The 19228-nt window shown below is 71.1% G+C and carries 16 protein-coding genes and 1 pseudogene; 11 read left to right on the forward strand and 6 right to left on the reverse strand.

What is annotated here, in order from left to right; translation table 11 throughout:
• Positions 1-72 precede the first annotated feature (72 nt).
• Positions 73-627, reverse strand: a complete 555-nt coding sequence (locus AB0M36_RS07910) for a sigma-70 family RNA polymerase sigma factor (RefSeq protein ID WP_364154049.1) — start codon at positions 625-627, stop codon at positions 73-75.
• A 368-nt stretch (positions 628-995) separates the two neighbouring features.
• On the opposite strand from AB0M36_RS07910, the gene AB0M36_RS07915 reads away from it, so the two are divergent.
• The 4 genes from AB0M36_RS07915 (at position 996) to AB0M36_RS07930 (ending at position 5085) form a co-directional block, all read left to right on the forward strand.
• Positions 996-1820 (forward strand): sulfite exporter TauE/SafE family protein, encoded by an 825-nt coding sequence (locus AB0M36_RS07915; protein ID WP_364154052.1) that lies wholly within the window; start codon positions 996-998, stop codon positions 1818-1820.
• A gap of 514 nt (positions 1821-2334) precedes the next feature.
• On the forward strand, positions 2335-2940 hold the full coding sequence (locus AB0M36_RS07920) for a sigma-70 family RNA polymerase sigma factor (RefSeq protein ID WP_364154054.1): 606 nt from the start codon (positions 2335-2337) through the stop codon (positions 2938-2940).
• Between the two features lie 13 nt (positions 2941-2953).
• Entirely contained in the window at positions 2954-4129 is a 1176-nt protein-coding gene (locus AB0M36_RS07925) for an MFS transporter (protein ID WP_364154056.1), read from the forward strand.
• Positions 4126-5085 (forward strand): hypothetical protein, encoded by a 960-nt coding sequence (locus tag AB0M36_RS07930; protein WP_364154059.1) that lies wholly within the window; start codon positions 4126-4128, stop codon positions 5083-5085. Before AB0M36_RS07925 ends, AB0M36_RS07930 begins: the two co-directional genes overlap by 4 nt.
• On the opposite strand, the gene AB0M36_RS07935 is transcribed toward AB0M36_RS07930, so the two are convergent.
• Positions 5051-6184 carry an acyl-CoA dehydrogenase family protein gene (locus AB0M36_RS07935; RefSeq protein ID WP_364154062.1) on the reverse strand — a complete coding sequence of 378 codons (1134 nt, stop codon included), beginning with the start codon at positions 6182-6184 and terminating at the stop codon, positions 5051-5053. The genes AB0M36_RS07930 and AB0M36_RS07935 overlap by 35 nt on opposite strands.
• A gap of 94 nt (positions 6185-6278) precedes the next feature.
• Between AB0M36_RS07935 and AB0M36_RS07940 the strand changes: the two genes are divergently transcribed.
• The 6 genes from AB0M36_RS07940 to AB0M36_RS07965 all read left to right on the forward strand — a co-directional run bounded on the left by AB0M36_RS07940 (position 6279) and on the right by AB0M36_RS07965 (position 12608).
• Positions 6279-7847 carry a CoA transferase gene (locus tag AB0M36_RS07940; protein WP_364154065.1) on the forward strand — a complete coding sequence of 523 codons (1569 nt, stop codon included), beginning with the start codon at positions 6279-6281 and terminating at the stop codon, positions 7845-7847.
• Positions 7844-9463, forward strand: a complete 1620-nt coding sequence (locus tag AB0M36_RS07945) for a class I adenylate-forming enzyme family protein (RefSeq protein ID WP_364154068.1) — start codon at positions 7844-7846, stop codon at positions 9461-9463. The genes AB0M36_RS07940 and AB0M36_RS07945 overlap by 4 nt, the downstream gene beginning before the upstream one ends.
• Positions 9427-10092: an ATP-binding cassette domain-containing protein gene (locus AB0M36_RS07950; RefSeq protein ID WP_364154071.1), complete on the forward strand. Its 666-nt coding sequence runs from the start codon at positions 9427-9429 to the stop codon at positions 10090-10092. The genes AB0M36_RS07945 and AB0M36_RS07950 overlap by 37 nt, the downstream gene beginning before the upstream one ends.
• Positions 10093-10097: 5 nt before the next feature.
• Positions 10098-10979, forward strand: a complete 882-nt coding sequence (locus AB0M36_RS07955; RefSeq protein WP_364154074.1) for a metal ABC transporter permease — start codon at positions 10098-10100, stop codon at positions 10977-10979.
• Positions 10957-11694, forward strand: coding sequence for a zinc ABC transporter substrate-binding protein (locus AB0M36_RS07960; RefSeq protein WP_364154076.1), 738 nt, complete (start codon positions 10957-10959; stop codon positions 11692-11694). The genes AB0M36_RS07955 and AB0M36_RS07960 overlap by 23 nt, the downstream gene beginning before the upstream one ends.
• Positions 11695-12299: 605 nt before the next feature.
• Positions 12300-12608: a hypothetical protein gene (locus tag AB0M36_RS07965; RefSeq protein WP_364154079.1), complete on the forward strand. Its 309-nt coding sequence runs from the start codon at positions 12300-12302 to the stop codon at positions 12606-12608.
• Between the two features lie 164 nt (positions 12609-12772).
• Here the strand turns inward: AB0M36_RS07965 and AB0M36_RS07970 are convergent, their stop codons facing one another.
• The 3 genes and pseudogenes from AB0M36_RS07970 to AB0M36_RS07980 form a co-directional block, all read right to left on the reverse strand.
• Entirely contained in the window at positions 12773-13048 is a 276-nt protein-coding gene (locus AB0M36_RS07970) for a superoxide dismutase (RefSeq protein WP_364154081.1), read from the reverse strand.
• Positions 13038-13402: pseudogene (locus tag AB0M36_RS07975) on the reverse strand (Fe-Mn family superoxide dismutase); the annotation flags it as partial. The gene AB0M36_RS07970 and the pseudogene AB0M36_RS07975, both read right to left, overlap by 11 nt.
• A gap of 206 nt (positions 13403-13608) precedes the next feature.
• Entirely contained in the window at positions 13609-15759 is a 2151-nt protein-coding gene (locus AB0M36_RS07980; RefSeq protein WP_364154084.1) for a GGDEF domain-containing protein, read from the reverse strand.
• A 1321-nt stretch (positions 15760-17080) separates the two neighbouring features.
• Here AB0M36_RS07980 and AB0M36_RS07985 point away from each other — a divergent pair.
• A complete protein-coding gene (locus AB0M36_RS07985) occupies positions 17081-17452 on the forward strand; it encodes a response regulator (RefSeq protein WP_364154087.1) in 372 nt (123 codons plus the stop codon).
• A gap of 807 nt (positions 17453-18259) precedes the next feature.
• Here AB0M36_RS07985 and AB0M36_RS07990 read toward each other — a convergent pair.
• Entirely contained in the window at positions 18260-19207 is a 948-nt protein-coding gene (locus tag AB0M36_RS07990; RefSeq protein WP_364154090.1) for a methanogen output domain 1-containing protein, read from the reverse strand.
• Positions 19208-19228 lie beyond the last annotated feature (21 nt).

Below are 19228 nucleotides of genomic sequence, written 5' to 3' on the forward strand. Positions count from 1 at the left end.
CGGGCGTCCGCGGTAGCGCGGCACGGCCTGGAGTCGACACCGTAGGCAGGGGTCCGAGGTGCTCGGCGCCCGTCAGCCAGTAGCGGACCGGTGCCAGCCGTCGCCGTGCATCGCGGCGACCAGGTCCTCGCGGGCGCGGGCCACGCGGGAACGGACGGTGCCAACCGGGCAGCCGCAGACCTGCGCGGCCTCAGCGTAGGACAAGCCGCTGATCTGGGTGGCGACGAACGCCTCCCGCCGCTCAGGCGCGAGCGCGGCGAGCAGGTCGCCCAGCGCGTGCTGCTCCTCGAAGCGGTCATGCTCGGCCGCGGTGTCGGCGGCGGTCCGCCAGTCGGCCAGCGAAGCGATCCGGGGCCGGCGGGTCGCCTTGCGCACGGCGTCGGCGGCGACACGGCGGCCAATGGCGAACAGCCACGTCCGTACCGATGATCGGGCTTCGAACTCCGGCAGCGCCCGGATAGCGCGCAGGTAGGTCTCCTGGGCCAGGTCCTCGGCCTCACCGGGACCGCACAGCGGCGCGAGGAAACGCACCAGGTCGTGCTGGGTGAGACGGATCAACTGGGTGAGCGCATCACGGTCGCCGCCGGCGGCCGCGGCTGCCAGCGCGCCCAGCTCCCGCTCCGGCATCGTCGGCCTTCCTCCTCGGCATCTCCCGCAGATACGCATGGTCGGGCCGAAGGGTTCAGCAGCTCACCGCAGGGTTCGCCAGTATGCCGGATGCGAGCAGCTCGGGGTCGAGGCCCCCGACCGGGACAGACGGAGCCTTCGATGAGCTGGTCGTCAGCTGGCGCCCATACGGGTGACGAAGGCGAGGGACCGGCCTGCCTCGACGGCGACGGTGATCGTCAGGTCGACAGGCTGCCCCCGGTGACGCCGGGACAGCCGTCAAGGCCAGATCGGTTTGGCCCCACCTGGGCAATCAAAACCACGATTGACGGGGTGTGGCCGGAAGGAGGGCCAGGAAACCGGCAGCGCAGAGCCGTAGGGTCACCGGCGTGAACGCGCCGCAGACCATCCCCGCCCGCCGTCTGCACGGTTCGCTCCCGCTGGCCTTCACCGGCGGCGCCGCCGTCGGGGTTCTCGGCGGCATGATCGGCCTCGGCGGCGCCGAGTTCCGCCTGCCCCTGCTCATCATGCTGTTCGGGTTCGCCGCGTTGCAGGCCGTCATCGTCAACAAGGCACTGAGCCTGATCGTCGTGCTCACCGCCCTGCCCGCCCGGCTCGCGGCCGTGCCGGTCTCCGCGCTCACGCCGCATTGGGACGTGGTCGTCAACCTGCTCGCCGGCAGCCTCGTCGGCGCCTGGGCCGGCGCGACCTGGGCCACCCGAATGCGTTCGGCCACCCTCTATCGGGTCCTCGCCGCCATGCTCGTGCTCATCGCCGCAGCACTGATCGCCAACCATGTCGGCACCCTGCACCACGTCGTGCTGGCCCCGGCCGTGGTCATCGTCTCCGGCGTCGTGGCCGGGTTCTTCATCGGCGTGGTCGCCGCCATCATGGGGGTTGCCGGCGGCGAGCTGTTGATCCCGACGATCGTGCTGTTGTTCGGCGCTGACATCAAGACCGCCGGTAGCCTGTCGCTCGCGGTGTCACTACCCACGATGCTCGTCGCGTTCGCCCGCTACAGCCGCGACGGCAGCTTCAGCGTCCTACGCCAGCACGGCCGCCTCGTCATCACCCTCGCGCTGGGCTCGATCATCGGCACCATCGCCGGCGGCCTGCTGCTCGGCGCAGTCCCCGAAGCGATCCTGATCCCGGGCCTGGCCACCCTGCTCCTGCTGTCATCGATCAAGGTCTGGAAACACTCCACCACCGAATGATCAGCAAACAGTACAACCCCCAACGGTGCTAACGCCCAGTTACAGAACTGGGCTCTCGCCGCCGGCCCAGGTGGGACCGAACGAAGCCGTCACACGACCGCAGATCTCCACCATGGTGAGGCCGCAACCAGCCGTCGTACTCAGTCGATGAGATCGCCGCTGTGTCCGAATCCGCCCTGCCCGACTGGCCGGCTGCCGGCTGCACCGCAGACGATCGGGAGGTCCTGCTGGTTTGGGGCTATGTGGACGAAGAACACTGCCGCCATTCCGCCGTGCGCTGCTCCACCGTGCGGGGTGGACCGCGACCATGCCGACGCCGTGACCGGGCTGTCCGTACGCACCCCCACGGGCGGTGGTTGACCTATGCGGCCGACGGTGCGCGCGCCTGAGCGCCGGCAAGCTAGGACGAGGACGGGAACTGCATCGGCGTTCCCGGCGACTGTAGCGTTGTGTATCTCACCTCGACGGCACCGCCGCAGGTCGAAGTCGCAGCCGATCCTGATGCGGCGCCCGCGTGACAGTGCAACGACCGGATTCCGGTCGCCCTGACCCGACCGTCCACGTTGATGTCCTCGCCCCCCTGGTGGAGGCCGCCCAGCGCGGCAGCAGCGACGCGGTCGCGGCGCTCGTGCGTGCCACCGAACGTGATGTCATGCGGTTTCTGCGATCGCTGGCGCCGGCGGTGGACGCTGAGGATCTCACTCAGGAGACGTTCCTGCGGGTGGTGCGGGCGCTGCCCGGCTTCGCCGGCCGCTCGTCGGTACGGACCTGGTTGTTCGCGATCGCGCGCCGGGTCGCCGCCGACCACGCCCGGCGGGCGGCCTGCCGGCCCCGGGTGGCCGCATTACCTGACTGGCAGACGAGCGCCGAGTCGGCGGTGGGCCCGTCCGCATCGTGTTTCAAGGAACATCACGCGCTTGCCGACCTGGTTCGCTGCCTGCCACCGCAGCGGCGCGACGCGTTCCTGCTGACCCAGGTCGCCGGCCTGTCCTATGCCGAAGCCGCCGCAGCACTCGGCTGTCCGATCGGGACGGTGCGTTCGCGGGTCGCCAGGGCTCGCGACGATCTGATCGTCGCCATGCGCGATGACGGGCCGGCCGTGCGTACGAGAGCGTCTTGACGTGGAGAGAGCGATGGTGGATTCCGAGGGTGTGACGCAGCAACGATGGCGGGCCGGCACGGCGGTGGCGACGGCCGCGATGACGGCGTCGATGCTCGTGCTGTACGCGCTGAGCGCGCTGGCCCCGCTGTTCACCGCCGATCTGGGGCTGGACCGCGCCGCAGTGGGTCTGCTGGTGACCGCGACGTTCGCGGTGGCCGCGGCGGTGTCGTTAATCGCGGGCCGGATCGTCGATCAGAGCGGTCCCCGCCGCTCGCTGCTGGCGCTCGGTGTCATCGTCACGGTGGCGCTGGCCGGGGCGTCGTTCGCCCGCGACTACGCCAGCTTGCTGGCGGCGCTGGCGGTGGCCGGGGTGGCGCAGGCGCTGGCCAATCCGGCGACGAACCTGCAGATCGGGCGCACCGTCCCGGCCGGGCACCGGGGGACCGCGATCGGGGTCAAACAGGCGGGGGTGCAGCTGGCCGCGTTCGGGGCCGGCCTGGTCCTGCCGGTACTGGGCGCCGCGGTCGGCTGGCAGGCGGCGCTGCGCTGGTCGATGGTCCTGCCGGTCGCCCTGGTGGTCGCGGTGTGGTGGGTGGTCCCGGGGCAGCCCGCCGCTGGTGGCGGGTCGTGGTGGCGGTGGCCGCGGCCGTCGCCCTGGCTGAGCCGGCTGATGGTGTACTCGCTGCTGCTGGGGACCGCCCTGGCGACGGTGAACACCTACCTGCCGCTGTACGCGGCGCAGAGCCTGGGCCTCGGCCCCGGTGCGGCCGGGGCGGTGCTGGCCGCGTTCGGGGTGTCCGGACTCGTGGCCCGGGTGGGCTGGGCCCGGGTCGCCGACCGGCTGGCGGAGGTGACGGTGGCGTTGCGGTGGCTCTCGCTGGCGGCCGCCGGTTTCGTCGTGCTGGTCTGCCTCGCCGCGCCGTTGTGGTCGCCGCTGGTGTGGCTGGGCGCGATAGGGATCGGAGGGTCGGCGACCGCCGCGAACGCGGTGTCGATGCTGGCGGTGGTCCGGCGCGCGGGGCCGACCGGGCATGCGTCCGCGCTGGTGTCGTTGGGTTTCTTCGCCGGTTTCGTCGTGGGGCCGGCCGGGTTCGGGCTGCTGGCCGACGCCGCTGGTTACGGGTGGGCCTGGTCGGTGGTGGCGGCGGTGTTTGTGGCGTCGGCGCTGACCGCGCTGCTGGTGCGTGACCGCGCCACGGTGTCGTGAGCAGCGGTGCGCTGGCGGCGCTGATCCACCGCATCGCGGTGATCGAGGCCGCCGTGGGGGACCGGTTTCCCCTGTTCGCCGATCCGGCCGGCGGGTGGACGACGACGCGGCGCGGTTCGTGGACCGGCGGGTTCTGGGCGGGACTGCTGTGGCTGCGGGCCGCGGTCACCGGCGGCGGACGCGACCTGGAGGCCGCACGGTCGTGGTCGCGGCGGTTGCTGCCGCGTGCCGGCGACGACACCGATACCCGGGCGATGACGTTCTGGTACGGGGCGGGCACCGGTCACCGCTGGACGGGCGACCCCGGGGCCGCCGAGGTGGCGATGAGCGGCGCCCGGGCGCTCGCGGCCTCGGCGTTGCCCGGTTCCGGGATGATCCCGGCCGGCACCGCGTTCGGCGGCGACCCGCGGCGGATCGCGATCGACGCGTTCGCCGCGGTGGTGGCGCTGCTCGACGACGCGGGCATGCCGCAGGCCGCCGCGGCGCACGCGCGCGGGGTGGCCGCCACCCTGGTCGGCGCGGACGCGACGATCTCTGCCGGGCCGGGTCCGGTGTGGGCGCGCGGGCAGGCATGGGGTCTGCTCGGTTTCGCGGTGGCCGCGGACCGCCTCGGCGGCGAGTTCGCGACCGTGGCCGCCCGGGTGGCTGACCGTTGGCTCGCGCTGGCCGGGACCGGTGTGCCACCGGCGATGTTCGGCCTGCCGGAGTCGCCGGTGGACACGTCGGCGGCGGTGATCGCCGCCGCCGGTCTGTGGACACTGGGCGACACCGCGGCGGCGCAACGGATCGTGGACCGGGTGGTGACCGATCATCTGGACGCGGACGGGACGCTGACCGGCGGCTGCTATGACCTGGCCGGCGGGGTGGCCTGCGCGCACGAGCTGATCTGGGGAACCTACTTCCTGGCCGCGTTGCTGGCGGTCAGCCAGGCCCGGGTGCCGGCGGCGGGCTGGTGACGGCGAGCAGCCGCCGGGCGACCGCGGTGACGTGCGTTTCGTCGGGGCCGTCGAGAATGCGGGCGGCCCGGGCGCTGCGATGCAGCATCGCGAGCGGGGTGTCGTCACTGAGACCTTCGGCGCCGTGGATCTGGATGGCCCGGTCGACGACGGCGTCGAACGCCCGGGCGGTAAGCACCTTGGCGGTGCCAACCGCGGTCCGAGGATCAGTGCCCCGGGCCAGGGCGTCCACCGCCAGCCGGGTAGCGGAAGCGGCGGCCAGCAGATCGGCGTGGCTGTCGAAGACATAGCGGTGCAACAGCTGCCGGTCGGCGAGGACGCCGCCGCGGACGTGCCGGCCGCGCATCCGCTCCAGCATGAGGTCGAAGGCCCGCTGAGCCTGCCCGAGCCAGCGCAGGCAGCGCAGCGTACGGCCGAGCGCCAACCGCTCACCGGCCACGGCCAGCCCCTCTCCCTCCGCGCCGAGCAGATGGTCGACGGGCACCCGGACGCGCTCGAGGGCGAGCTCGTACTGTCCACCCGCGCCGAGCACCGGCACCTCCCGCACGATGCGCCATCCGGGCGCTCCGGACGGGACAACGATCAAGGAGATGCCGGACGGTGTCCGGCACGCCACCGTGGTGAACGCGGCGGTCGCGGCCCGGCTGACGAACCATTTGCGGCCGGTGAGCACCCATGCGCCGCCGTCACGGACCGCGGTCGTGGCCATCGACGCCGGGTCGGAACCGGCGCGGCCGGGTTCGGTCATGGCGAAGCTGGGCGGTGCGTCACCGGCGACCATCGGGCGTAGGTACCGGGCGTGCACGGACGGGCCGCCGTGAAGGTCCAGCATGGTGGCGTCCAGCAGCAGGTCGGAGCCGAAGACGGCGGGACCTGCGTCGCTGTGGCCTTCGAGGACCGCGAGTTCGGCGTACTCGGTGAGGCTCAGACCGGCGCCGCCGAGGTGTTCGGGAAGCGGCAGCGCCCACAGGCCCGCGTCGCGGGCCCGCAGTTGCAGCGCGCGCAGCGTCCCGTCGTCGCGTCCGCTGATCAACTGGTTCTCCACGGGCAGGACGTGTTCGTGCAGGAAGTTCCGCAAGCGTTCTGTCAGGTATTCCACAGTGGATGTCCTTCGGCGAGTGCCGGGAACCGCGACCGCGTTCCCCGCGACTGATGACTATGTGGGCACCGAAAGCGCTGTAAGTAGATCAGTTTTGTCAACCCGGGACGAGGCCGACGAGGCTGTGGACCAGGCCGTCTACGGACTGATGGCGGTGCACGGCCGTGCCGCCGGGCGCCCGACGCGCATCGGCGTGGACTTCGTCAGCGCCGCAACCGGCGTGGCCGCCGCCTCGGGCCGGCTCGCCGCCACGATCTCGAAGCTGCGCGGACGGGCAGTGTCGCGGGTCCACACCGCCCGGCCCTCGGTCGCGCTGCTGACCGTCTCGCAGTACCTGGCCGCCGGCAGCGCCGGCGACCCCGACCACGTCGAACGCTACGACCGGCCGGGTACGCCGCCGCCCTTCACCACCCGCGACGGCCACCGGGTGGAACTGGAGACCCTGGATCCCGAACCGTGGCGCCGTTTCTGGACCGGGCTCGGCCTCGCGCCCGCGGTGGTGGACCGTGGCTGGCGCGCCTTCGTGCCCCGCTACGCGACCGCCTCGGCACCGTTGCCGGACGAACTGCACATCGCGATCGCCGCGCTGTCGCTGCTCGAACTGTTCACCGCCGCCACGAAGACCGGCGTCGCCGTGCAACCGGTGCGCAGCCACGCCGACCGGCTCGGTGACGGCCTCGACGGCCCGCCGTGGACCGTCACCGCCACCGGCGGACCCGCGACGCGCCGCCCCGCCGCACATCCCGGCGGCCTGCCGCTGGCCGGGCTCACCGTCCTCGAGGCGGGACGCCGCATCCAGGGCCCGCTGGCCGCGCACCTGCTGGGTCTGCTCGGCGCCTCGGTCACCCGCATCGAACCGGCGGGCGGCGACCCGCTGCGCGGCATGCCACCGATGGTCGGTGACTGCTCGGCCCGGTTCCTCGCGCTCAACCGCGGCAAACAGGTCGTGCAAGCGAACCTGCGCAGCGCCTCCGGGCGGGAATCGGTCCGGGAGCTGGCCGCCGGCGCGGACGTGTTCCTGCACAACTGGGCGCCTGGCAAGGCGAGCGAGCTGGGCCTCGACAGCGACGACCTGATCAAGATCAACCCCGGACTCGTGTACGCATACGCGTCGGGCTGGGGTGCGCGGCGCGGTCCGGACGCCCCACCCGGTACCGACTTCACCGTGCAGGCGTACGCCGGTCTCGGCGAGCACCTGCGACCCGCCGGCCACCCGGCGGCCGGATCGTTGATGACCCTGCTGGACGTGCTCGGCGGCCTGGTCTGCGCGCAAGGCGTGCTGGCCGCCCTCGTCGGCCGGCTGCGCGACGGCCGGGGCCGGCGGGTGGACAGCAGCCTACTGTCGTCCGCCTCGCTATTGCAGGCGTTGCAGCGGAGCGGTCACCGTCCGGCCCAGCCGGTGTGGGGGCCGCTCGACGTACCGGTGCCGACCGCCGACGGGCACCTCGTCGTGCCCAGCGGCACCCCACCCGGGCTCGTCGATCCCACCGCGCTGCGGCGGCTGCCCACCGCGCAGGCCGTGGCTGGGCTCCGCAGCGACGGCATCAGCGCGGTGCGGGTCTGCCCCGATCCCGGCGAACTCGTGCGCGACCCACAGGTACGGCCGCTGCTCGACATCGACGGCTGCGCCTTCGTCCGCTCACCGTGGAGGTTCGACCCGTGACCGTCCTGGCCACCCGTGATCTCGTGCCCGCGGAGCTGCGCCGCTGGTGGACGCATGCCGGCCACTACCCGGGCGCCAGCATGTACGACCTGTTCGCCCGCCACGCGGACGCCGTGCCCGACCGGGCCGCGGTCGTCGACGACGACGGCGAAATCAGCTACGCCCAGCTCAAGAAGCTCGTCCTGCGGCTCGCCGCCGGACTGCACGCCGCCGGCCTGCGGCCCGGCGAGGTGATCGCCACCCAGCTGCCCAGCGGACGCCAAGCCGTCGCCGTCGATCTCGCCGCCGCCGCGCTCGGCGCGGTGGTGCTGCCCTATCCGCTGGGCCGCGGCCGCCGCGACACGCTCGCCCTGCTCAGCCGGTCACACGCGGCGGTCGCGGTCGTGGCGGCCAAGGTCGGCGACACCGCCTACGCCGACATCCTCGACGAGCTCCGCGACCAGCTACCCGCCCTGCGGACCGTCATCGTCGCCGGCGGCGCCGGGCCGGACAGCCTGGAAGCACTGGCCGCCACCCGCCCGCTGCACCGGCTACCCGACGTCGATGCGGCGGGACCGGCCCGCATCCTGGTTTCCTCCGGGTCGGAGGCCGCCCCCAAAATGATCGTCTATTCGCATGACGCCCTGACCGGAGGAAGAGGCGCGTTCATCGCCACCCTGCACGACACGGCCCGGCCGATGCGCAATCTGTTTCTCGTGCCGCTCGCCTCCTCCTTCGGCTCGTCCGGCACCGCCGTCACCCTGGCCCGACACGGCGGCACCCTGATCGTGACCGCGAAGTTCGACCCCGGCCGGGCACTGGACCTGATCGACCGGCACGGCCCGCACCTGGTCTTCGGCGTACCGACGATGTTCGCGATGATGCTCGACCATCCCCGCATGGCCGACGTGGACACCTCCTCGCTGCACGCCGTGGTCGCCGGCGGCTCGCGCATCGACCGCAGCACTGTCGAGGCGATCCGTGAGCGCTTCGGATGCGCCTTCGTCAACTGCTACGGCTCCGGCGACGGCGTCAACTGCACCACCGACCCCGCCGATCCGCCGGAGAAGGTGTACGAAGCCGTCGGACGGCCCAACCACGCGGTCGCCGCGATCCGCATCGTCGGCGACGACGACCAGGACGTGCCCGCCGGCGAGGTCGGCGAGATCTGGGGCCTGGGCCCGATGAGCCCGCTCTGCTACGTCGACGCCGAGTTCGACGGCCGCTACCGCACCGACGGCGGCTGGACCCGCACCGGAGACCTCGGCCGCCTCGACGCCGACGGCTTCCTGCACGTCGTCGGCCGGCGCAACGACGTCGTCATCCGCGGCGGCCGCAACCTGTCACCCGTCGAGGTCGAGCTGCTGCTCGCCCAGCACCCCGCCGTCCGGCAGGTGGCCTGCGTCGGCGTACCCGACCGGCTGATGGGCGAACGCATGGCCGCCTGCATCGTCGTCCGCGACGGAGCGGACACCCCCACACTGACCGAGCTCTGCGCCTACCTGACCGACGCGCACGGCCTGGAACCCGCGAAGCTGCCCGAACACCTCGCCCTGCTGCCGGAGCTGCCCCTGTCCGCCGCCGGAAAAATCGACAAACGATGGCTGCGCGAACACCTCACCCGGCCAGCGACGTGACCGGCGCCGCCATCACCTTCACCGCCACCACCTGCCGCTACGGGCGGCGCACCGCCGTCGACGCCGTCGACCTGTCCGTACGCCCCGGCGAACGGGTGGCCCTGACCGGCGCCAACGGCTCCGGCAAGACCACCCTGCTGCGCGCCGCGCTGGGCCTGCACCCGATCAGCGCCGGGACCATCACCGTCGGCGGGTCGACCGCCGGCAGCGCCGCACAGTGGGCACACCGGCGCCGCACCATCGCCTGGATGCCGCAGCGGCTCACCCCCGGACGGTTCCCGCTGCTGGTCGACGAACTGCTGCACTCCAGCGGCCACCGCCAAGCCGCCGACCACGCCGCCGCCAGGCTCGGCGTGGCCAGCCTGCACGACCGGCCCCTGCACACGCTGTCCGGCGGCCAACTGCAGCGTGTCTTCCTGGCCCGGGCCGTCGGCGCGGTCGAAGCCGGCGCGACAGCGTTGTTCGCCGACGAACCGACCGCAGCACTCGACTTCGCCGGTCAGGAGCAGGTCGCCGCGCTGCTCACCGCCTTGCCGGTCACGGTGATCGTGGTGTCGCACGACCGGGCCATGACCGGCGCCTGCGACCGGGTCGCCGAGATGGCCGCCGGCCGGCTGCGGGTGATCTGACCACCGTGGACCAGTTCCTCGACCTGCTCACCCTGCCCGCCGTGCAGCGCTCCGCCATCGGCCTGGCCATCGCCGCGGTCGGTCTTCCGATCGTCGGCGTGTTCATCATCGGCCTGGACATCATCGCCGTCCGATTCGCGATCATGCACGTAGCGCTGCTCGGCATCGCCGTCGGCCTGCTCACCGGCCTGGACCCCACCGTCTGCGGCCTGATCGCCTGCGCACTCGCCGGCGCCGGCGTCGCCCCCCTGTCGCGGCGCCCGGCCGGACTCTCCGGCGCCATGGGACTGCTGATGACCTTCGCTATCGCCGGTGCCCTGCTGGTGCTGTCCGCCTCCGGGGTCAACGCCACCGGCGCCTTCGAACTGCTGTGGGGCTCCATCCTGGCCACCCGCACCATCGACCTGATCGTGCTCGCCGCGCTCACCGTGGCCGTCCACGTGCTGTTCTGGCGCCACCGCCGACAGCTCACCCTGCTGCTGTTCGACCGCGAGCTCGCCTTGTGCTCCGGGGTGAACGCCGGCCCGCTCATGCTGGCCCTGCTCGTCGTCGTCGCCGTCGCCATCGGCGCCTCGATCCGGCTGACCGGCGCACTGCTGGTCGACGCGCTCACCATCCTGCCCGCCCTGGCCGCCCGCAACCTCTGCCGCTCCCTGACCTCGATGGTCGCGCTCGCGGTCGGGTTCGGTGTCGTCGGCAATACCGCCGGCCTCACCGTCGCACTGGCCTTCGACCAGCCGCCCGGACCCGTGCTCGTGCTCGTCGCCGGAAGCCTCACCCTGCTCACCTACCTGATCCCCGAAGGAGTACGCGATGCGATCATTGCGCGCCGCCGCGGCCGCACTAACCGTGACGATGCTGACCTTGACCGGCTGTACCAGCACTGACGACGACACGAAGGCCTCGTCCACCGCCTCCTCGGCGGCCACCGGGCCCAAGGTGGTCGCCTCCACCACCTGGGTCGGCGCACTCGCCAAAGCAGCCGGCGCCACTAATGTCACCGTCATCGCACCGGCCGGCGCGCAGCACCCGCCGGACTACGACCCCAAGCCCAGCGACCTCACCTCCGTCGCCGGCGCCGACTACATCGTGTTCGCCGAGTTCGACGGCTTCGCCGCCAAAATCAAGGAAGCGGCCGGCGGCAACGGCAAGCTCGTCCCGGTGCAACTGGAGAACACCCCCTCCAAGATCACATCCGAGGTGACCCGCCTCGGCACGCTCTTCGGCACCAGCACCGCGGCCACGACCTGGCTGGCCACCTTCACCACCGAGTACGCCAAGCTCTCCGGCGACGTCAAAGCCGCACTGCCGAGGCCGGCACCCATCGCTGTCACGCACGTGTTCATGGCCTACTGGGCCGACTTCGCCGGACTGCCGGTCACCGGCACCTACGGCCCTCAGCCCGTCAGCCCTAGCCAGCTACAGGAACTGGCCGCGAAGAAGCCTGGCTTCGTGCTCACCAACGCTCACCTGCCCGGCGCCAACCCCGACATCGAAGGCGCCACTCGCGTCGACATCGTCAACTACCCCGGAAAAGACCTCGACCTGCTCGCCGTGTTCCGCACGAACGCCACCGCCCTGACGGCAGCAGTCCGCGCCTGACATAGGCCGACACGTCGTGAAGGCCGGAGCCGTAGCGCTCCGGCCTTCACGACGGTAGGGGGCCACTGGACCAAATGCGAGGCACTCTCGCGCCGAGTGCAGTTCTCGGCTGGACGCCGCACATCCATCCCACCTCGCGGTGTCATCCCGCCCGTCGAGATGACCGCTGTGCAGATACGCACCGCCGAGGCCGAAGGGTTCAGCCGCTCATCACGGGCTCGCCAGCATGCCGGATCACCGTGCGCGATCGTAGCGCCCCTCGGGTGCGCTTACGCGGGTGACGAACGTGAGAGATCGGCCTACCTCGAGGGTGTCGGAGTCCATGCTCAGCCGCCGGTGATGGCGCCGGGCGCATTGATGGTGGGCATGGGATCTCCGGGCTGATCGGCGATGACTCATCAGGCTGGTCGCCCATGGCCGCCGGGCGGTTCCCGCGCTGCTTCACCCGAAAGAGCCGCCCCTCGGTGGGAACCTCGATGCTCGCCTGTGACGACCAACCAGCCGTCGTCCACAGTTGAGGAGATCGTCGCCTTGTCCGGATCCGCTCCGCCCGACCTGGCCGGCTATCAGCTGCACCGCATCGACGCCGACGCTGCGCTCGAAGGGTGGCGGTACCGGGCCTGCACGCCGAGTTCTACCGACGCCCCTACGGCGACCGCGTCGCGAGCGTAGGTCGCTACTGGCTCGGCGGTCAGGAGGTTCTCCTCGCGTGGGGCTATGTGGACGAGCAACACTGCCGTCATTCCGTCGTGCGCGATCCGGACGGCGGCTGGCATCACCCCAGCGAGGGCTGCCCGAGCGTACGGGTGGAGCGTGACGACACCGACGCCGTGGCCGGGCTGTCCGTACTTACCCCTAACGGCGAGTGGCTGATCTACACAGTTGACAGGGGCGTCGTTGCGGCGCACGCCTGAGCCCGGGTGGCGCGTGGCCGGTTGCTGGGCGGCCCGATGCCGGGAATTCGTGACCGCATGCGGGCCGGAGCGCCGATGTGGAATTCCCGGCGCCGCTGATTGTTTCGGCGCCAGGAGTTCCACTCGACCGACATGGGCAACACCCATCGTTTCCAGCACTGGGTTCAGGAGCTGTCGGCGGGTCTGTTGCCCGCGACGGCGGCGATGTGCAGGCTCAGGTGTTGCACGAGCTCGTCCATCGTTTCGCCGGTCTGTGCGCGCAGAATGGTCAGCGTTAGCTCGGCGAGCAGGTGGAAGCCGCGGGTGCGGCAGGTCTCGTCGGTGAACTCTGCGAGTAGTGCCTGGGCGCCGTCGAGGTCACCGCGGTGCTTGGCCGCGATGACCCCAGCGGCGCGTTGGGCGTCGCGGAACGCGTCGAGCGCGGTCGGGTCAGGGGGCAACGATGATCGGGTCGCCGGCCGCGCGGGCGGCGTCGAACCGCTCGGTCACGTCGGCCCAGTTGACCAGGTTCCACAGCCGGTCGACGTAGTCCGGGCGCACGTTCTTGTACTGCAAGTAGTAGGCGTGCTCCCAGGTTCGCTGATGGCCGCCGACAGCTCGCCGTCGGGGCGGTCGCCGCCGTCCGGGGACAGGTTGTTCCAGAAGATGGAGTGCAGGACGTGGCCGGACAGGTTGAACGCCAGGGTTTTCTCCAGGCCGACCAGGGCCGAGTAGTCGCCCTTGTCGCGGGCCTCGGCGAGCTGGTCGAGGGTGTCGTTGCTGCCCTTGACGTACGCGGCGTGGTGCTTGCTGTAGCCGAGGAGGAGCCCGAGAATGCGGTGGTCATCACTTTCACGAGGCGCATTGTCTCCGCGCTCGAGAAGGCCGCGGAAAACGCATTCGTCACCTGCCTGGCCGTGCGACTCACGCTGGCGGTCGACACGGCCGGCATCGAGCTGTAAAACAGCGCAGCCGCGGATCCAGCTCGATGACATACCGGACCTGGATACCGCGAGCCGGGTCAGGACGGTGTGGGCGGTGTCCGCGTAGGCATCGCGCTCGTGAGGGGGCCTACCGGCGTGCGCGTGCTGGCAGCGCTGCACTGGTGGAGGTATTCGTACAGGTCGCTCACGGGGGCGGGTCTGGCGTAGAGGTAGCCCTGGGCGAGATCGCAGTGCAGGGCGCGGAGCCGTTCGGCTTGAGTGGGGGTCTCCACGGCCTCGGCGATCGTGGTGAGGTCGAGGCTGCGCCCGAGTTCCACGATGGCGCGGATGAACGCGAGCTCGCGGTCGCCCCCGTTCTCGATCTGCCGCGCGGTGAAGGAGCCGTCCATCTTGAGGATGTCCACCGGCAGTTCGCGCAGGTAGGACAGGGAAGAGTAGCCGGTGCCGAAGTCGTCGACCGCGATGCGTACGCCCTGCTCGCGGAGTTCCTGCAGTTGAGCGGTGACGGTGGCCGTGTCGGTGATGGACGTGACCAGCACGGTCTCGGTGATCTCGACGATCAGCGCCGGGCCGGGTACGTCGCTGGTGTGCAGCAGGTGCAGCAGCCGGGTCGCGAACAGCGGGTCGCGCAGCTGATGGGCGGAGACGTTGACGGTGACGGCGACCCGGTGCGCGGGCCAGAGCCGGCGAAGTTCCGTGCTGACCTGCTGCAGAACCCAGTCGCCGAGGGCGGTGATGGCGCCGCTCTGCTCGGCCAGCGGAATGAAACGGTCCGGGGGGATGCGGGTGCCGTCCGGACGCGTCCAGCGCAGCAGCGCTTCTGCGGCCGGCACGTCTCCGGTGGCCAGGTCGACGATCGGTTGGTAGTGCACCTCGAACTCGCCGGCGTCCAAAGCGGGCTGAATCTGTGCCACGAGTTCGGTGTTGGCCAGGCGTTCGGCGTGCACGGCCGGGTCGAAGACCGCGACCTGGTCGCCGCCGCGGGTCTGGGCGGTGCGTCGCGCCAGGTCCGCGTCCCGCAGGGCCTGGGAGCCGGGCTGTCCGATCGGTACGCCGAGGGCACCGATGCTGACTCCGAAGCGCCGCGCGGCCAGCCCGCGCAGCCGGTAGGGGCGGTGCACGGCGGCGAGGACCTGCTGGGCTAGACCGTCGTCGTCACCGTCGGTATACACGGCGAACTCGTCGGCTCCCAGGCGTACGACGGTGGCGGCGCTCGGCACGGCGGCGCGGATCCGTTCACCGGTCTCGATCAGGATGGCGTCGCCGGCCTCCTGGCCGAAGGTGTCGTTGAAGTCCCGGAAACCGTCGAGATCGACCAGCAGCAGCACGCCGTCACGGCGGCGCGGCTGGTCCAGCCGTTCCTGCAGCATGACCCGGTTGCCCAGGCCGGTCAGCGTATCCAGTTGCACACGGCGGTTGAGCAGCGTGGCGAGCTGCGACAGCCGTACGATCAGCAGCGCGGACATCGCGGCGCCCAGGATTTCCAGCACGATCAGCCGCGGCACCTGGTCGTGGGACACCGTCGTGACGAGGCTGACGATGCTCAGCGCGCTGATGCCGGCGGTCAGTGACACGTACGCCGCGAGCCGGCGCCGCGACACCGGCGACGGGTTGCCCGGCACGCTTCCCGTGCTGCGCGCCATCGACGGGTGCAGCGCCGCAACTCCGATGAGCAAGTACGAACCCAGATAGCCGACCGCGGTGAGCTGTTCACGGCCGTCGCCGGCCAATTGCAGTACCTGAAAGCAGGTATCCGTCAGCACCAGCAGGACGGCCGCGGTGACCATCATCCGGTAGGCGGGAGTGCGCACCCGGGATATCACCACGACTCGCACGCTCAGGACCAGGATCATGAGGTTCATGCCCGCGTAGAACAGGTAGCTGCCCAAGCGGAGCCCGGAGTACGGGCTGTCGAACAACAGTGGCGCGACCACCACCACCCACTGCGCCGCGCCGGCGCCGACAGCGGCGATGGCGGCGTCGACCGCGCCACTACGCTGTCGAGCCGGTCGCACCCACCGGTAGATACTGACCGTCAGGAACACCAACGCAGTGGCGTAGCAGGCATCGCCGGCGGAAGGGAACCGCGGCGTCCCGCTCTCGTCCATCGCCAGCGCCCAGCCCACGTTGGCCAGCAGCGACATGCCCACCGCCGCCGCCAGCAACCACCACGGCGCCGACCAGACCGGCCGATACCGGCGCACGCCCACCGCGATCGCAGCGATCACCGAGGCTGCCACCGCGACATACACCCAAGCTCGCACCGACGGGGGACACAGCGAACCACCTACCAGCGCCACCGCACCCACACCGAGGTACCAGCGGTGCACCCCCGCGCCCGCGGCAGCGCGCTCCGAACGCGACGGCATCTGACGGCTCACCACCTATGGATAGCAACGCCCGGATGCGACCGAGTCCTATTCGCCAGTAGCAGTTCGTGGCCTGGTGCGAGATCGAGCTGCGGAGATCCTCGCTGCTCTCGTGGTGGTCCGGCAGATGCTGGTGTTCAACCGACAACGGTGGCTGCGCATCCCTCCGGTTGGTTCCTTCGGCCGGGTCAGCGGTTGAGGACGCCGATCGGCGACAGCCGCGACGGCGCCGGGCTGTTCCTGCGCGGCTTGAGCGGCGAGGGCGTCGAGACGGTCGGACGGCCGCGGCAGTCCGGTGACCTGCTGATCTGCGACTGCCGGACCCTTGGGCTGCCCGGGGTGCTCGTGCCGGCCCGCCCTGCCGGCGGGCAGAGCCGGCACGATCCCCTGGGAGTTCCCGGCCTAACCTCCGGTCATCGCCGGACTATCGGCCGCCGCAGAGACTCTTGAGCTTCCGAGGTGTGTCTTCCCTGACAGCCGGCGTGCGCGGGGACGCTGTTTTGTCACCGCTTGGAGCGAGGCGGGTCTCCGAGCCTCTCACGATCGCCGAACGGGGTGGCCGGGCACCTCGGGCGGTGCAGACTGGGTGGGGGATCGGTGGACGGGTGGGGAGGAAACGGTCCGCGGTTTGGCAGCGCATCTCACCCTTCGGCGGCGCCGGGCAGTGGTACACCCGCCTCCTCCGACCTGCTGTGCGCGGACGTCCGCGCACAGCAGGTTCCCTTGTGACTGCGGCGAGCAGCTCGCGTGGGAATTCTGTCCACGGACCATTGAATGCGTGGACAGATGGAAAGCCCCGCAGAGCATCGCCATTGCAGAGTTCGCCGCTTCACCGTGGACACCTGCCGCGCCACACCCCGCCGGCAACTTGGCGAAGGCGTCGGCCAGGGTGCGGTGGAGGCGTTCGATCGTGAGCGCGGTGATTCCGTGGGCGGCGACCCGCTGGGCGCTGCCGTCGGCGAGGCGGTAGCTCAGACGACGACGGCGGCGGTTCGGCCGGCAGCGGTGCGGTCGGCGAGCACGCGGGAGCGGTCCAGAAGCTCTCTACCCGCGCCGATGGTGGCCATGGCGCCTTCTCCTGCGTGGGAAGAACCTTGGCTGCTCTTCGGCGGGCACCGGGTGGCAACCCGGGTCAGTCATGGTTGGTTCTCCCCGGAGAAGAGGTGTCATGGCTACGATCGTGGTCGCGGACGACGACGCGGACGTCGCTGACCTTATTGCCTACGCCTTCGAGCGAGCGGGTCACACGGTTCGGACGGTACTGGACGGGGCATGGGCGCTTCAGCTGATCCAGGACCTGGAGCCTGACCTCGTTGTTCTGGATCACTGCATGCCCGGTCTGACGGGGGCGGACGTGGTCTCGGCCCTACGGGCGCATCCGACCACGGCGGCAACGCCCATCCTGATGATCACTGCCAGACAGCCGGACGAGATGACGGTCCACGTCGACCGGCTCCTGAGCAAACCCGTCATGCCACGGCAACTGACCGCTGTCGCCGCCGAGATGCTGCGACTGCAAGATGTTCCGTCGTCCGGCACGCAGAATCCCTGAACAGCGATCCGCGACCCCATGACCGGGAAGCCCTTGCCGTGCTCGCCGGCGCGGGCCGCCTTCTTGGTGGCGTTCAGGGCCAGCACTTGGTCTGTTCGGCGATGCCGTTGATGAGGCTGACGATGGTGTTGATCTCGGCGGATGTCTCGCCGAGGCGGCCGACGGTCGCCCCGGTGTCGCGGGTGGTGCCCACCGTCTCTCCGGCGGCCCGCGTCGGCGCTGGTGGCGATCCGGGCGATGGCGCTGCCGACTTCCTCGCTGCTGGTGACGACCGATCTCAAGTTTGCGCAGCACGCTGTCCGCGGCGTACGGCGCTCTGCAACGCTGATGTGCTGCGGCCGCGGCGAGGGTTTCCAGCTCGTCGCAGCGATCGAGTCGGACCCGCGCGGTGAGGTCGCCCATCGGCCAGCCGCCCGAGCACGTCCACCACCGCGTGCGTGCAGGGGCCGCATGACCGACCGGATCGGCAACGGGCAGCAGCACCTCACTGATGGCTACCAGACGTTTCCGTTGGACTGGTCATCGCGTCCACTACGAGGCACGTGCACCCGAGTTGATCAAGAATCTGCGGCCAGAGGTTGTCGCGACGGCCGTCGCCCTCGGTCAGGCGGTACCGGGCGTCAAGGCGGGGCCCGTCGGCGTTGTCGATTTGCCGGCGATCGCGATGCCGGTCATACCCGCGCCGCTCACGTCGTACACGACCGGGTCCCTACGCGATCAGCGTGTCAGCCCCATAGAGACGACCCGACAACCACCAACGGACCGGCTCGTCGGTCACCGCACCACCTGGATCCGAGAGACGGCTCTCTAAGGAGGTGGCGCGTGGTAGTGGTGACCGCCCGTGGTGTGCTGGGCGGCGGGGCCGAGTAGGACGGTGACGCGGCATTCGGGGTCGCCGACGGCGATGCGTTCGTCGAGCAGGACGACGGCGGCGTGGTGGTTGCGGGCGGCGATACCGCCGAAGACGCTGGAGGTCATGCGACACAGCGTCGGTGCCTGACGCACGGTGTCGCCGAAGGGGCAGCGGCGGTTGCCGAGTTCGATCTTTTCGTCGGTGACGGAGATGATGTAGAAGTCGCCGTCGATGGCGGCCTTGAGCCGGACGTAGGATTCGGCGATCTGCTCGGGGGTCAGGCGGTCGAACACCGTGCGGGCGCGGCGGTACTCGTCTTCCATCTGCGCACCGACGGTCGCGCCGACCTGCGCGACCAAGTGTTCGGCAGCGCTAGGACCGTGTGTGGTCTCGGCAGTGCGCGCGAGCTCGACGACCAGAGCGCGCAGGAAGGGTTCGCGGCCGAAGCCGTGCGGGCCGGCCTCGTCGGCGGCCGGCAGGGGGTTGGTGATGCGGCGGGCAGGGTCGAACGAGGATTCCGTACGTCGGGTCAGAGCCAGCACGACCTGTACGCGTTTGCCGGTGTCCCGTTTGGCGGCGACGGTGAGGTCTTTGGCCAGTTGCGAGGCCAGCCACAGGCCGCGGCCTCGTTCGCTGGTCGCTTCGGGCAGCGTCAGAGGCCCGAGTTCGAAGCTGGGGCCCAGGTCGTGCACGGCCAGCACGGGCCGGGTGGCGCTCCAGTCGAGGGTGACCCAGATCGGTCCGCCGGCGTGCTCGACGGCGTTGCCGATCAACTCCGAGGCAACCAGTGCGGCATTGGATACCTGGGCGGGTTCGGCGGCGTGCCGAGACAGGAACATGGTCAGTTCGTCGCGCAATGCCTGCGCCGCGGCGCCTGTGGGGGGAGCGAGAAGCCAATCCACGTCTCGCCCCGCTCTCGCCTC

This window comes from Actinoplanes sp. NPDC051346 (assembly GCF_040682215.1).
Taxonomy (GTDB): Bacteria; Actinomycetota; Actinomycetes; order Mycobacteriales; family Micromonosporaceae; genus Actinoplanes.

Excerpts from the sequence above, each read along its gene's own strand:
- AB0M36_RS07925 (WP_364154056.1), top strand. The coding sequence starts at position 2,954 with ATGGTGGATTCCGAGGGTGTGACGCAGCAACGATGGCGGGCCGGCACG.
- AB0M36_RS07950 (WP_364154071.1), top strand. The coding sequence starts at position 9,427 with ATGGCTGCGCGAACACCTCACCCGGCCAGCGACGTGACCGGCGCCGCC.
- AB0M36_RS07910 (WP_364154049.1), bottom strand. The coding sequence starts at position 627 with ATGCCGGAGCGGGAGCTGGGCGCGCTGGCAGCCGCGGCCGCCGGCGGC.